The sequence below is a fragment of the Yoonia sp. genome (genome assembly GCF_014859355.1).
In the GTDB taxonomy this organism is placed as follows: Bacteria; Pseudomonadota; Alphaproteobacteria; order Rhodobacterales; family Rhodobacteraceae; genus Yoonia.
This window is the reverse complement of the sequence record NZ_JACUUJ010000016.1, coordinates 48,296-63,013: the sequence shown is the minus strand read 5'-3', so window position 1 is coordinate 63,013 and position 14,718 is coordinate 48,296. Positions and strand designations below refer to the sequence as shown.

The window sequence follows — 14,718 nt, the reverse complement described above, 5'->3', positions numbered from 1 at the left end:
CTTGACCCGCGTGTAGTGCAGGTATCGGCCACACTCGCGGCTTCGCACCAGGAGGTGCTGATCCTGCGCCCCGAAGGCACGCTTGTCACCGACACGCGGCCCATGTCGCGCCTGAATATCAGCGTGATCGTCGAGGCAAACGGCAAACGCGAAAGCGGCAGCATGGGGGGCGGTGGCCGTGCCGGCCTGATCGGGCTGATCGGGCGCGACAACTGGGAACCTGTCGCGCGCGAGGCGCTGCGCATCGCGCTTGTGAACCTTGATGCCGAACCCGCACCAGCAGGGGTGATGGATGTGGTGCTTGGCCCCGGCTGGCCCGGCATTCTGCTGCACGAGGCGATTGGCCACGGGCTTGAGGGCGATTTTAACCGCAAGGGATCAAGCGCCTTTGCAGGGCTGATGGGCCAGCAGATTGCCGCCAAAGGGGTGACCGTGCTGGATGACGGCACAATCCCCGACCGGCGCGGGTCGATCACCGTAGATGACGAAGGCACGCCCAGCGGCAAGAACGTGTTGATCGAAGATGGCGTGCTGGTCGGCTATATGCAGGACCGGCAGAATGCGCGCCTGATGGGGGTGGACCCAACCGGCAACGGGCGGCGCGAAAGCTTTGCCCATACGCCGATGCCGCGCATGACCAATACTTATATGTTGTCAGGCGGTGCCAGCCCCGAAAGCCTTGTCGCTGAATTGCACGACGGAATTTATGCCGTCGGCTTTGGCGGCGGGCAGGTTGACATTACCAACGGCAAATTCGTGTTTTCCTGCACCGAAGCCTATCGCGTGAAAAACGGGGTTGTCGGCGCGCCCGTCAAAGGGGCAACGCTGATTGGCGATGGTGCCACCGCGCTGAAAAAGATCCGCGGCATCGGCAATGATCTGGCGCTTGATCCAGGCATCGGCAACTGCGGCAAAGCGGGCCAATGGGTGCCCGTCGGCGTGGGGCAACCCAGTTTACTGATCGGCGGGCTGACCGTGGGCGGGGCCGCGGCCTAGGGTTAGCCAGGCAATCGCCGCATCTGTGATTCGAAACCACGGCACCTGATCGGCGTAGAAAGGTTGCCGGACGCGTTGGAGAGGCTGCAAAGATTTCACAAAAAATCGAAACTATTCAATGTGATGTAAAATTTCGAGGGTGCGAACGGGTTTGATTCATACCTCGTTAACTCTGCGCAATTATCCCTGACCGGGCAATATGGCGGAGCATCGGGATGACCGGAAAACAAAAATCTTCCACTCACCCCCCACTCCCCCCCACCACGGAAGAGGACACGGTCAACCGGCTTCGCCTATTGCGCTCTCGGCGGGTCGGTGTAGCGACATACCGGCGGCTGCTGGCCGAACATGGCAATGCAGCCAAGGCGCTGGACGCTTTGCCCGACATTGCACGTGCAGCTGGTGTGACCGATTATCAGACCTGTCCAGCCGGCGTGGTGATCGCCGAAATGAAGGCCGCGCGCGCTGCTGGCGCGACACTGATTGCCGAAGGCACACCGGATTATCCAGCCGGCTTGGGCGAAATCCCCGATGCGCCACCGTTGCTTTGGGCGATTGGGCAGACCGGCCTTTTGGCAAAGCCAATGATCGCGCTTGTCGGGGCGCGCAATGCATCATCGCTTGGCACGCGCATGGCCAAACGGCTCGCGGCAGAGTTGACAGAGGCAGGCTTTGTCGTGGTCTCGGGGCTTGCCCGTGGGATCGACACCGCAGCACATTTTGGCGCGCTGGCGGGCGGCACGATCGCGGTTCTGGCTGGCGGTGTCGATGTGATCTATCCGGTCGAAAATACGCAGCTTGCGCATGACATCGCGAAAGCCGGCTTGCGCCTTTCTGAAATGCCGATGGGGCTCCAACCCCAGGCGCGGCACTTCCCGGCCCGCAACCGGATCATCTCGGGACTGGCGCAAGCAGTCGTTGTGGTCGAAGCAGCCGCCAAGTCAGGCAGCCTGATCACCGCGCGCAATGCACTTGATCAGGCCCGCGATGTGCTGGCCGTGCCGGGGCACCCGCTTGATGCGCGCGCCGCGGGCTGCAACATGCTGATCCGCGACGGTGCGATATTGGTGCGCAATGCCGATGACATCATCGAATCGTTGCAAGCTTTAACACAGGTCGCATCCCAACCACCCCTGCCGCTGGTCGAACCCCCAAAGCGGCCTCTGCGCGATATCGCGGCCCTACACGATGAAATCCTGTCGCGCCTTGGGCCAGCACCCGTGGCCGAAGATCAGCTTTTGCGCGACCTTGCTGCACCGGCAACAACCGTGGCCCCGGTGCTGGTCGATCTGGAACTGGACGGCAAAATTACCCGCCAGGCGGGCGGTTTGTTATCCCGCACAGCCTGACGCTGGGCCCGTTTTCACGCTGCATTGACATTCACCAAGCAGAGGCCACATCTTGCGCCACTATATTGCCTGCATAGTTGAACAAGGATTCCCATGCCTGTTGTTGTTGTCGAATCTCCGGCCAAGGCCAAGAAAATAAACGAATATCTAGGCAAGAATTACATTGTTCTGGCGTCATACGGGCATGTGCGTGACCTGCCACCAAAAGATGGATCTGTCCTGCCTGACGACGATTTCGACATGAAATGGGAAATCGCCAGTGACAGCAAAAAGCATATCAAGGCTATTGTTGATGCTTTGAAAAACGACAATGAACTGATCCTTGCCACCGACCCCGACCGCGAGGGCGAGGCGATTTCATGGCACCTGACCGAGGCATTGATTGCCCGCAAGGCCATTAAAAAGGATACACCCGTCAGCCGCGTTGTGTTCAACGCCATCACGAAATCTGCCGTGACTGACGCAATGAAGCACCCCAGACAAGTAGACCAACCTTTGGTCGAAGCCTACCTGGCCCGCCGTGCGCTGGATTATCTGGTCGGGTTCAACCTGTCGCCCGTGCTGTGGCGCAAGCTGCCCGGTGCAAAATCGGCGGGGCGCGTGCAGTCGGTCTGCCTGCGCATCATCGTTGAACGCGAAATGGAAATCGAAGCGTTTCGCGCGCAGGAATACTGGACAGTCAAGGCGTTGCTGCAATCCCCGAGGGGCCAGACGTTTGAGGCGCGGCTGATCACTCTGGCGGGCAAAAAGCTTGATAAATTCGATCTGTCCAATGAAACGCAGGCCGAAATGGCGGTGCAGGCGATCCGTTCGCGTGACCTTACCGTCACGGCAGTCGAGGCGAAACCGGCCACCCGCAACCCCAGCCCGCCTTTCATGACATCGACCCTGCAACAAGAGGCGAGCCGCAAATTCGGCATGGGTGCCAAACAAACCATGAGCGTGGCCCAGCGCCTGTATGAGGCCGGGCTGATCACCTATATGCGGACAGACGGGATCGACATGGCCCCGGAGGCAGTGACCGGTGCCCGCGATGCGATCAAGGCGAAATTCGGCGCGGACTATCTGCCGGACCAGCCCCGCATATATAAAAACAAAGCCAAGAACGCGCAGGAAGCGCACGAATGTATCCGGCCCACTGAAATGGCCCTTGATACCGCAGCGGCAAAAATTACAGATGCCGACCAACGCAAGCTTTATGACCTGATCTACAAACGCACCATGGCCAGCCAGATGGCGGCCGCCCGGCTGGAACGGACTGTGGTCGATGTCGCCAGTGCGGATGGGCAGGTCGGGTTGCGCGCAAATGGGCAAGTCATGTTGTTTGACGGTTTTCTGGCCGTTTATGAAGAAGGCCGCGACGACAATGGCGATGATGATGACGAAAAGCGCCTGCCGCAGCTTGCCGCCGGCGAACCCACGAAAAAACAGAACATTGAACCCGAACAGCATTTTACCCAACCCCCGCCCCGCTATACAGAGGCGACACTGGTCAAGCGTATGGAAGAACTGGGGATCGGGCGGCCGTCAACCTATGCGTCGATCGTTACGACAATTCAGGATCGCGGCTATGTGGAAAAAGACAAGAACCGTCTGATTCCGCAGGATAAAGGGCGGCTGGTTACGGCGTTTCTGGAAAACTATTTCCGCAAATACGTCGGCTATGATTTCACCGCCGATCTGGAAAACCAGCTGGACGAGGTCAGCGCTGGCAACGGCGACTATAAAAAGGTGCTGCGCCAGTTCTGGCGCGATTTCTCTGCCGCCATCGCCGAAACCGCCGAATTGCGGATCACCGACGTGCTGGAAAAAATCAACGAAGTGCTGGAACCGCATCTGTTCCCCCCTACCGAGGATGGCAGCGACCCGCGGATTTGCCAGAACTGCGGCGCGGGCCGTCTGTCGATGCGCACTGCCCGGTCCGGCGGCGCGTTTATCGGCTGTTCGAATTACCCCGAATGCCGCTATACCCGCCCCTTTGGCCCCCCCGACCCCGCGGCAGAGGCTTCGGCAATTCCACCGGATGGCAAGCTTTTGGGCAATGATCAGGGCGATGAAGTTCGCGTTTTCAAGGGCCGCTTTGGCCCCTATGTGCAGCGCGGTGCCGTGACCGAAGACAACAAGAAACCCCCGCGCCAGTCCATCCCAAAAGAATGGGAACCCGAAGAGCTTGACCTTGAACATGCGCTGATGCTGCTGTCGTTGCCGCGTGAAATTGGCCCGCACCCCGATGACGGGGTGATGGTCTGGGCCAATATTGGCCGCTATGGCCCCTATCTGAAACATGCGCCCAGCACATCCGACAGGGGCGGCACCAATGCCAATCTTGATGGCATCGACGAAGTCTGGACCGTGGGCATGAACCGCGCGGTGCAATTGCTGGCCGAAAAGGTCGCATCACGTGGCGCACGTGGCAAGGTGGCGACCCCGATCCGTGAATTGGGCGAACACCCGCAGGCGGGCGGCCCGGTCAATATCTATGACGGCAAATACGGCCCCTATGTAAAATGGGAAAAAATCAACGCGACGATCCCCGACACGATCGCCCCTGATGACCTGACAATGGCACAGGCCATTGACCTGATCGACGAACGCGCCGCAAAATCCGGCAAGAAGGTCACCAAGAAGAAACCAGCGGCGAAAAAGGCGCCCACGAAAAAGAAACCGGCCGCGAAAAAAGCCGCCTCTTCGAAAAACTAGGTTACGCTGCGCCGCGGCATGTGAATTGACTTTACCTGCCGCCGGCGTCAGGGTTCGGCCAGAGGAAAACCGGGGATTCAGTTCATGAAAAAAATATACGGTTCAGCGGCCGAGGCACTGGACGGGCTTTTGCACGACGGAATGTTTATTGCAGCGGGCGGGTTTGGCCTGTGTGGTATTCCCGAATTACTGCTTGCGGCGATCAAGGACGCGGGCACCAAAGATCTGACCTTTGCGTCCAATAATGCAGGGGTGGATGATTTTGGCATCGGCATTCTGTTGCAGACACGGCAGGTCAAAAAGATGATCAGCTCTTACGTAGGCGAAAACGCCGAATTCATGCGTCAGTATCTGTCGGGCGAGTTGGAGCTGGAGTTCAACCCCCAAGGCACATTGGCTGAACGGATGCGCGCGGGCGGCTGCGGTATCCCCGGTTTTTACACCAAAACCGGCGTGGGCACCGTGATTGCCGAGGGTAAGGAACACAAGGAATTCAACGACCAAACCTATATTTTGGAACGTGGCATCGTGGCCGATCTGTCGATCGTCAAGGCGTGGAAGGCCGATGAAACCGGCAATCTGATTTTCCGCAAGACCGCGCGCAATTTCAACCCGCCCGCCGCGATGTGTGGCAAGGTCTGCGTGGTCGAGGTCGAAGAGATCGTTCCCACAGGCAGCCTTGAACCCGATCATATCCACCTGCCCGGGATCTATGTGCACCGGATCATTCAGGGCGAACATGAAAAGCGGATTGAACAGCGCACAACCCGCAAAAGGGAGGATGCATAATGCCTTGGGATCGTAACCAGATGGCCGAACGGGCCGCGCAGGAACTGGAAGACGGGATGTATGTGAACCTTGGCATCGGGATTCCGACGCTGGTGGCAAACTATGTCGGTGACAAGGACATCACCCTGCAATCCGAAAACGGCATGCTGGGCATGGGCCCCTTCCCGTTCGAAGGTGAAGAAGATGCCGACCTGATCAACGCGGGCAAGCAAACCATCACCGAATTGAATCGCACTGCCTATTTCGATAGCGCCACATCCTTTGGCATGATTCGCGGCGGCAAGATTGCCGCGGCAATCCTTGGTGCGATGGAAGTGTCGGAAACCGGCGATCTGGCTAACTGGATGATTCCGGGCAAGCTGGTCAAGGGCATGGGGGGCGCCATGGATCTGGTCGCCGGTGTGGGCCGCGTGATCGTCATCATGGATCACACCAACAAGCATGGCGACAGCAAGCTGCTGAAAGAATGCACCCTGCCGCTGACCGGCAAGGCCGTGGTGGACAGGATTATCACCAATCTTGGTGTGCTGGATGTCACCCACAAGGGCCTGCATATCGCAGAACTGGCCCCCGGCGTGACCCGTGAGGATATGATTGCCGCAACCGAAGCGGCAATCGTCTGATAAAAAGAGCGTCGCACCACCCGGTTGCGACGCCCTTTCTACACCTGTGACTTTGATCAGATCCCGTTGACGTTAAAGACACAGCCATCGGTGATAAGCTCTGGCGTGGTCTTGCACAGCCCCTTGGCAACCTGCCATGCCGCCAGCACCTTTGGCACATAGGCGCGGGTTTCAGCGAATGGCGGCACACCGTCATAGCGGGCGACATTGCCTTCACCGGCGTTATAGGCGGCCAGAACAAGCAGAGGATCATTGCCGAAATGATCCAACAGCCAGTTCAGATAGGCGACACCACCTTTGATATTCTGTGCGGCATCCATGCTGTTGCTTATACCAAAGCGGCTGGCGGTGGCTGGCATTAATTGCATCAAACCCTGCGCACCGGCGCTGCTGATCGCATCGCGCCGCCCCGCGCTTTCCACGGCGATGACGGCCAGAACCAAAGCGGGCGACACTTTGGTGCCGACCGTTTCCTTCAGGATCGAAACACCATGCGCTGCGGCGATGTCTTGCAAATGCTGCAAGCGGGGCGCGGGGATGCGTGTGCCTGCTGGCGGGGTGTTGATCCGCGTCATCGCCCGCTGCAACCGCCCTGGGCCGGTGTCAAACAGGCTGGGCGATACATCCTGCCAGAACCAATCCATTGCCGAAGGTGCCGGCAGGGCCGTTGGTGACTTTTCTTTCGGGGCGGCTTTGGGTGCGGCGTAAACTGGCCCGCGGCGTGGGGCGTTGGGGTCGATCTGCACGGTGATGCGCGGGCCAGACCCCGGTTTCGGCACCGACACGCGTTTGGCCGAAAAATCAGGCTGCAAGCGCAGCACTTCGGCAGTGACGGGTGCGGCACCCACCAACAGCGTCCAGGCAAGAAAGAGCAGAGAAAAGCGGATCATTTCAACGCGGCCTATTCTGTTCATCGTGGGTAACATGGCAGAAAACGGGTGTAGAGCCAGAAAAACCGCAACAATCTGGGCGATTTGGCCCCATTGCAGGCTTTCGCGCAACGTCATTGGCATGACCAGACGAATTTTTAAATTTTTTTCCTTTTTATATCAATTTGTTAACACTTTTTTAGGTCAAATTCGGAAGCGTCATGAAAAAAGTAATTTCAGGTCAAATTCCCGCCCCATTCGCAGGGCTATATCAACGCATCCAAGACGGGAAGCGCAGTTCAGACCCAGCGTTATTCGCCCGGCGAGGAAGAGTATGAACATCAGCGATACCCTGAGGAGGGAACACAATGCTTAACTTTATCAAGAACTTCCGCAACGACGAAGACGGCGCTGTCACAGTTGACTTCGTGGTCCTGACCGCAGCCATCGTCGTGCTTGGCCTGGCCGTTGGCGCAGCAGTCAGCCGTGGCGCAACTGGCCTGGCTACTGACATTGAAACAAGCTTGACCAACCAAAAAGCCAACTGATAGATTTGCTTTGACCTGAATGAAAAGCCGCATTGCCGGATCGGCAGTGCGGCTTTTTCCTTTAAACTGAGCCGGTTGCCGCCAGAAAAAGCAAGTTAAGTCAAACTATTGCCGCATTGATCGGCTTTGATTGAAACAACGCACCAAAATAGTTCGCGCTGCAAAAACGATACGATCGTGCGATGGAAAAACGTAAACAGGGCCTCTGGAGGGCTGAGTATGCAAAGATTTCTGACCAACTTTTACGAAGACGATGCCGGTGCAGTGACCGTCGATTTTGTTGTCTTGACGGCGGCAATGGTTGCTTTGGCCCTTTTGATTATGTCAATCGTCGGTGGCGCGGCCGAAGATCAGGCCAACTGGCTAAAAGATACGATGCTTGCCCAACCCGTTAACTGACGCAGCCAGCCGGACCGGTGTTGGTGTCTTTCAGGCAGTGACGCCAACTTCGCGGCGTCACAGTTGCTGATCCGATCCGCGTGAATATTTTCCCAAATGCCACCGCACGGTTCTGAAGTGCCCGCAGACTGAAGCATTCCAGGTGCTTTCTGTTCTTGTTGGTTCTGCGCGGTGCGCGAAGTATCTGGCCTTTTTCGGGCTGTTTATTTTTAACTTATCAAAACTTCGGCCTGATACGATAAGTTGGCTGTTGGTCTGTTCGACGCCTTGCGGTATCAATAAAAAAGCGCATTTATAAAGCGTTGCAGAGCAACAAAAGAAATTAGCAGAGGTTTCAGGCGTGAAAGCAGTTTTTGGACTCGTTCTTTTGATTGGCATGGGGTTGGCTGGTTTTGCCGTCTACATGGTCAAAGGATATATGGACACGCAATCGGCACAATTGGCGCGGATGCAACAGCGCGCCGCACAGGCCGTTGCAACGGTTGAAATCTATGCCCCCACCCGCGCCCTGACCTATGGTGATTTGTTGACCGCCGAAGATGTGGCGCTGGTCACATATGCCCGCGACACCCTGCCCGAAGGCGTTTTCCAAACCGAGGAAGAGTTGTTCCCCGCCGGATTGGATACCCCCCGTGTGGTGGTTTTGCCCATGCAGATCAACGAACCGATCATGGCGAACAAAGTCACCGAACCTGGCGCAAGCCGCGGGTTGACCGCGTTGGTTGAACCCGGCATGCGCGCCTTTCCCATCGCGGGCCGGGTCGCGTCGGGTTTTGGTGCCTTGCGCCCCAACGACCGGATTGATGTCTACTGGACTGGCCAGTTGCGCAACGGGGCCGAGGTGACGAATCTGTTGAAATCCGGGCTTCAGATCATCGCGGTGATCGGCGATCAGGAAAGCCGGGGCGCGCCACAAAACGTTGTTGTGCAAGTCACCCCGCAAGAAGTGGCCCTGCTGACGCAGGCGGCCAACAGCGGTGCATTGACATTGTCGCTGGTCGGGGCGGGTGACGTGGAAACCGTAGGTGCGATCCAGGTGGACAACATGCAAATCACCGGCGAACAAGCGGTTGAAGTGCAATCCGCGCCGGAACCAGCGCCTGAAGAACAAAAATGCTATGTCATCCAGCGCAGCGGGACAGAGCGGGTGCAAGTCGAGATAGAGTGTTCCAACTGACCCTACCCCACAACATCTGCAACATCAAATGCGCGCCCGGATATTTCGGGCGCGCTTTTTTTTGCGCCTTTTTGCGATGTGTTGCCCTTAATCCACATGCGGTTTGCGTCCCAACCTATTGATTATTGCAATAAATGCGCATCTACCGCATGGTAACTTCATAGCGGGCGCACAAGACCCAAAATGAGGCGTGATCGGAGAGGCAGGTCACTTATGACAGATAACAGATTTTTACGGGCTGCATTAACAGGCCTGATCCTGTCGCTTTCGGCGGCACCAATGACGGCATCGGCCGAAACGCTGCGGGTGCTGAGCGGTTCTGCATCGTCTAACCTAAGCGTACCCATGAGCAGGGCCATCGTTGTCGAAAGCGATGTTCCTTTTGCAGAATTATCCATCGCAAACCCCGGCATTGCTGATATTTCATCGCTTTCTGACCGCACGATCTATGTGCTGGGCAAGGAACCGGGGCGCACCACCCTGACCCTGTTGGGGGCCGATGGCCGGCTGATTGCCAACGTCGAAGTGCAGGTTTCCCCCGATATGGGCGAATTCAAGGAACGCCTGACGCAAATCCTTCCCGGTGAAAACATCGAGGTGCGGACCGCAAATGACGGCATCGTCCTTTCGGGCACCGTCAGTTCGATCGCGCGGCTTGACCGGGCGCTGGAACTGGCAAACCGCTACGCCCCTGACCGGGTATCTAACCTGATGAGCGTTGGCGGCACGCAACAGGTCATGCTACAGGTGCGCTTTGCCGAAATGCAGCGGTCTGTGCGCAAATCACTGTCCAGTTCGCTGGCGTTTAATGGAACCGGGTTCAACAACCGGGCTAATATTGACGGCGGCACGGGTAACGGTGGCCTGACCAACGTGCCCGGCAGCCTGACACCAGAACCCAGCAGCAACGGTGCGATCACCTTTGGTTTCAATGCGGGCAGCCTGCAAGTTGGCCTGCTTTTGGAAGCATTGGAGGCACGGGGCGCGGTGCGCACATTGGCCGAACCGAACCTGACCGCACTTAGCGGTCAATCCGCCAGCTTTCTTGCCGGTGGCGAATACCCCATTCCCGTGTCTCAGGAAAACGGTGCGATTACGGTCGAATTCAAACCTTTCGGGATCGAGCTGAACTTTATCCCGACTGTGGTTGACAGCGACATCATCAACCTTGAACTGCAAGCTGCCGTATCGTCTGTTGATTCAACGAACGCCTTTACGGCAGGCGGCATCACCATCAACGCATTTTCGCGGCGCGAAACGAAGACGACCGTTGAAATGCGCGATGGGGAAAGCTTTGCAATCGCTGGACTGTTGCAAGATGATTTCAGGGATCTGAACGGTCAAGTGCCTTGGATCGGTGATATTCCTATTCTGGGCGCATTGTTCCGCAGTGCGGAATATGAACGCCGCCAGACCGAACTGGTCATCATCGTGACGCCGCATCTGGTTTCACCGACCCGGGGTTCGGCCCTTGCATTACCCACAGATCGCGTGCGCCCACCAAGCGAGGCGGATCTGTTCCTGTTGGGTAAAACAGTTGCAACGAATGGCCCGAAAGGCAGTGCCGCGGAAGTTGCGCGTCAAGATTTTAGCGGGTCTTACGGCTACGTCCTGGACGAATGAATTGGAGCACAGGTCAATGAAAAAATTTCTAATGGCCGCCATGGCCGCCGCCTTTCTTGCGGGATGTTCCACGCCTGAGGTGAACGATTTTACCGCATTGCAAAGCGAAGCCGGGGCCGACGTTGACACCGGTGCATTTGGCAACGCCACGATGAACAACGTGGCCGTGCAAAGTGGCCAGCAAGATTACACGATCAATCTTGCGCGCCGCTTCGCATCCGAGGTGAATTCAACCGTCAACTTTGCCTTCGATAGGGCGGAACTGGATGCTGACGCGCGGGCAACCCTGATGCGGCAGGCTGATTGGATCCGCCAGTTCCCAGAGGTCCGGTTCCGGGTTTATGGCCACACAGATCTTGTCGGCAGCGAGGCCTATAACCGTGCGCTTGGCTTGCGTCGCGCACAGGCGGTTGTTGCCTTTCTGACGTCGCAGGGGATCGACCGTAGCCGACTGGAAGCCGTTGCATCCTTCGGCAAAACGCAACCAATCATTCAAACCACCGGGCCTGAACGCCGGAACCGCCGGACAGTGACCGAAGTATCAGGTTTTGTTGAAACCAATCCCATGCTGCTGAACGGTAAATATGCGCAAGTGATCTTTCGCGAATATGTCGCCAGTGCCACCTATCCTACCCGGATCAGGGAAACAGCAGGGATTGCCGACAGCTCTAACTGACAAAGCGACAATATTTGTTCTTCAGTTACGCCGGGCCATGCGCCCGGCGTAAACATTTGTGCATTATTTCCATCATCGTCGCAATTTTCCGCACAATTACGATTTTTTGGTCCAAATCTCGACATGATTGTTCACGATAACGAACGAAATTGGGGCAGAGCCGTCGTTGACATGCCGTGTAACGATAAATGTTTTTTGATTGTTTGCGTGTAATCCAACGCTCTTGCGAACCAGCCGCACAGATAAGGACATCAAACGATGAGCACAGAACCCATTGTTCAACACGACACGCCACAAATTGTTGCTTGCACAATTAGCCGCGATGTTCAGATTTTTGAACTGCTGATCGAGGACATGGAAGCAGCCCTTGGTGATTCATGGGGTGATCTGAGCTTTGACGATGCCGAAGCCTTTCTAGGCCAGCCCGAAGCCCAAGGCCTGCAATTTGTCACGATTGCAATGGATGCGCAGGACGAAGACAACCTGACGACTGTGTCCGATATCATCATGGCGGCAAAAAAAGCCGGCATAAAGGTGATCCTGATCGCCGAAGATGTCAGCCCGGCGGCTTTGCACCAGCTTTTGCGCGAGGGCGGCGATGAATTCGTCCCCTACCCACTTCCTGAAAACGAACTTGCCCGCGCGATCGAACGGGTGCTGACTGCGGCCCCCGATGAGCCCGCACAATCAACCGATGAAAAACGCAAGATCACAGGTGATCGCGCTGGTGTCGTGATCCCAGTGCAAGGGTTGGCCGGTGGCACCGGTGCGACAACACTCGCCGTCAATTTGGCTTGGGAACTTGCCAATATTGACAAGACAGACCCGCCACTAGTCTGCCTGATTGATCTGGATTTTCAATTTGGCACGGCAGCAACATATCTCGACCTGCCGCGCCGCGAAGCTGTGCTGGAACTTCTGACAGACACCGAAGCAATGGATAACGAATCGTTCACCCAGGCACTGTTGGTCTATGAACACAAGTTACATGTGCTGACATCGCCTTTGGACATGATCCCGTTGGACATGATCAGCCCGGCCGACATCACCCGCCTGATCGATATGGCGCGTGCCAACTTTGATTACGTCGTGATTGATATGCCAACGACAATGGTGGAATGGTCGCAAACCATTCTAGAGGCTGCGCATGTCTATTTCGCAATGATCGAACTTGATATGCGATCCGCACAAAACACCCTACGGATCAAACGCGCGCTTCAATCCGAGGATTTACCCTTTGAAAAAATGCGCTTTGTGCTGAACCGGGCCCCAGGATTTACGGATCTGAACGGGAAAAGCCGGGTCAAACGGCTGGCGGAAAGTCTTGGTATTTCAATCGACGTTCTTTTGCCCGATGGCGGCAAGCCAGTAAGCCAGAGCGGCGATCACGGTGCACCAATGGCAGTGGGGATAGCGAAAAACCCCCTGCGCAAGGAAATTCTGAAACTTGCAAAATCACTGCATGAGGTCAATCAGGCCGACACTGTCGAAGCCAAAGCGTAAGAGGCAAATTGATGTTTTCGAAGTATAAAAAACCGACAGTTACGAAAAATGCGACTGCACCGGCAACCGCAACCAAGGGAAATGCCGCCCCTGTCGCGCCGCCCAAGGTCGATGACACACACAAGACAATGATGCGGTCCATGCCTAGCCGCCCAGCCGAAGTTGCCGCTCATGACAAAGAAAAGCGGCGCAAGGAACGGCTCGGCGAAATCAAGCTGGAACTGCATAAAGCGTTGCTTGATAACCTGAACCTTGCCGCGCTTGATACCGCGACCGAGCAAGAGTTGCGCACTGAAATCAACGCAATCGCCAATGAGACCCTTGAAGATATGGGGATCGTTCTAAGCCGCGATGAACGCCAGACCCTTAGCCAGGATCTGTTTTTTGAAGTCACGGGGTTGGGACCGCTGGAAACCCTGCTGAAAGACGACACCATCAACGATATTCTGGTGAATGGGCCCCAGCAGATTTTTGTTGAACGGAACGGAAAACTGGAACTGACGGACATCACCTTCAAGGATGAAAGGCACCTGCTGCGGATCATCGACAAGATCGTTTCGGCCGTGGGGCGGCGGGTTGACGAAAGCAACCCTTACGTTGACGCCCGCCTTGCTGACGGGTCGCGATTCAACGCCATGGTGCCCCCGATCGCGGTTGACGGCAGTCTGGTATCGATCAGAAAATTCAAGAAAGATAAACTTGGCATCGATGAACTGGTGAAATTTGGTGCCTTTACCGAAGAAATGGCAGCCTATCTTCAGGCCGCTGTATCGACCCGTTTGAACATCATCGTATCAGGCGGAACGGGGTCGGGGAAAACCACGACGCTGAATGCGCTATCTGGCTTCATTGACGATTCCGAACGCATCCTGACCATCGAAGATACGGCAGAATTACAGTTGCAACAAACCCATGTGGGCCGGATGGAAAGCCGCCCCCCCAATGTAGAAGGCAAAGGCGCTGTCAGCCAGCGGGATTGTCTGAAAAACGCCCTGCGGATGCGGCCAGACCGCATCATAGTAGGCGAAACCCGTGGTGAAGAGGTGATTGACATGTTGCAGGCCATGAACACCGGGCATGACGGGTCGATGACAACGATTCACGCCAACAGCGCCCGTGATGGCGTATCGCGGCTGGAAAACATGATTGCCATGGCCGGCATTGAAATGCCGATCAAGGCAATGCGCAGCCAGATTGCCTCGGCTGTGAACCTGATTGTCCAAGCCTCGCGCTTGCAGGATGGGTCACGGCGGATGACCTCGATCACCGAAATCACGGGAATGGAAGGCGATGTCATTTCGATGCAGGAAATCTTTCGTTATCAGCGCGTTGGGCTGACACCTGACAATAAGATCATCGGCCACTTCACCGCAACCGGTGTGCGCAGTCACTTTTCCGAACGCTTCAAGCTTTGGGGGTATGACCTGCCACCGGCAATCTTTGAACCCATGGTCGCGGAGTAAACC

General features: G+C 56.6%; 13 protein-coding genes. 12 read left to right on the top strand and 1 reads right to left on the bottom strand.

The genetic code is table 11. The features are described 5' to 3' along the window. The 5 genes from IBX59_RS07865 to IBX59_RS07845 all read left to right on the top strand — a co-directional run. On the top strand, nucleotides 1-996 hold a 996-nt coding region (locus IBX59_RS07865; protein WP_296374185.1), incomplete at its 5' end, for a metallopeptidase TldD-related protein. A 215-nt stretch (nucleotides 997-1,211) separates the two neighbouring features. Beyond that, nucleotides 1,212-2,345, top strand: a complete 1,134-nt coding sequence (gene dprA, locus IBX59_RS07860; RefSeq protein WP_296374183.1) for a DNA-processing protein DprA — start codon at nucleotides 1,212-1,214, stop codon at nucleotides 2,343-2,345. A 93-nt stretch (nucleotides 2,346-2,438) separates the two neighbouring features. Then, a complete protein-coding gene (topA, locus tag IBX59_RS07855) occupies nucleotides 2,439-5,045 on the top strand; it encodes a type I DNA topoisomerase (protein ID WP_296374181.1) in 2,607 nt (868 codons plus the stop codon). A gap of 84 nt (nucleotides 5,046-5,129) precedes the next feature. Then, the gene (locus IBX59_RS07850) at nucleotides 5,130-5,834 is read left to right on the top strand and encodes a CoA transferase subunit A (RefSeq protein WP_296374179.1); all 705 of its coding nucleotides are present in this window, start codon (nucleotides 5,130-5,132) and stop codon (nucleotides 5,832-5,834) included. Continuing rightward, a complete protein-coding gene (locus IBX59_RS07845; protein WP_296374177.1) occupies nucleotides 5,834-6,457 on the top strand; it encodes a 3-oxoacid CoA-transferase subunit B in 624 nt (207 codons plus the stop codon). Before IBX59_RS07850 ends, IBX59_RS07845 begins: the two co-directional genes overlap by 1 nt. A 56-nt stretch (nucleotides 6,458-6,513) precedes the next feature. On the opposite strand, the gene IBX59_RS07840 is transcribed toward IBX59_RS07845, so the two are convergent. Then, nucleotides 6,514-7,347: a lytic transglycosylase domain-containing protein gene (locus tag IBX59_RS07840; RefSeq protein WP_296374189.1), complete on the bottom strand. Its 834-nt coding sequence runs from the start codon at nucleotides 7,345-7,347 to the stop codon at nucleotides 6,514-6,516. A 347-nt stretch (nucleotides 7,348-7,694) separates the two neighbouring features. On the opposite strand from IBX59_RS07840, the gene IBX59_RS07835 reads away from it, so the two are divergent. The 7 genes from IBX59_RS07835 (at nucleotide 7,695) to IBX59_RS07805 (ending at nucleotide 14,715) form a co-directional block, all read left to right on the top strand. Continuing rightward, a complete protein-coding gene (locus IBX59_RS07835; protein ID WP_296374176.1) occupies nucleotides 7,695-7,874 on the top strand; it encodes a hypothetical protein in 180 nt (59 codons plus the stop codon). Nucleotides 7,875-8,093: 219 nt separating this feature from the next. After that, a complete protein-coding gene (locus tag IBX59_RS07830; protein WP_296374174.1) occupies nucleotides 8,094-8,273 on the top strand; it encodes a hypothetical protein in 180 nt (59 codons plus the stop codon). A 340-nt stretch (nucleotides 8,274-8,613) separates the two neighbouring features. Then, on the top strand, nucleotides 8,614-9,450 hold the full coding sequence (gene cpaB, locus IBX59_RS07825) for a Flp pilus assembly protein CpaB (protein ID WP_296374172.1): 837 nt from the start codon (nucleotides 8,614-8,616) through the stop codon (nucleotides 9,448-9,450). A gap of 213 nt (nucleotides 9,451-9,663) precedes the next feature. Further along, entirely contained in the window at nucleotides 9,664-11,073 is a 1,410-nt protein-coding gene (locus IBX59_RS07820; RefSeq protein ID WP_296374170.1) for a type II and III secretion system protein family protein, read from the top strand. A gap of 16 nt (nucleotides 11,074-11,089) precedes the next feature. Further along, the gene (locus tag IBX59_RS07815) at nucleotides 11,090-11,749 is read left to right on the top strand and encodes an OmpA family protein (protein ID WP_296374168.1); all 660 of its coding nucleotides are present in this window, start codon (nucleotides 11,090-11,092) and stop codon (nucleotides 11,747-11,749) included. A 258-nt stretch (nucleotides 11,750-12,007) separates the two neighbouring features. After that, on the top strand, nucleotides 12,008-13,252 hold the full coding sequence (locus tag IBX59_RS07810; RefSeq protein ID WP_296374166.1) for an AAA family ATPase: 1,245 nt from the start codon (nucleotides 12,008-12,010) through the stop codon (nucleotides 13,250-13,252). Nucleotides 13,253-13,263: 11 nt separating this feature from the next. After that, nucleotides 13,264-14,715 (top strand): CpaF family protein, encoded by a 1,452-nt coding sequence (locus IBX59_RS07805; protein ID WP_296374164.1) that lies wholly within the window; start codon nucleotides 13,264-13,266, stop codon nucleotides 14,713-14,715. Nucleotides 14,716-14,718 lie beyond the last annotated feature (3 nt).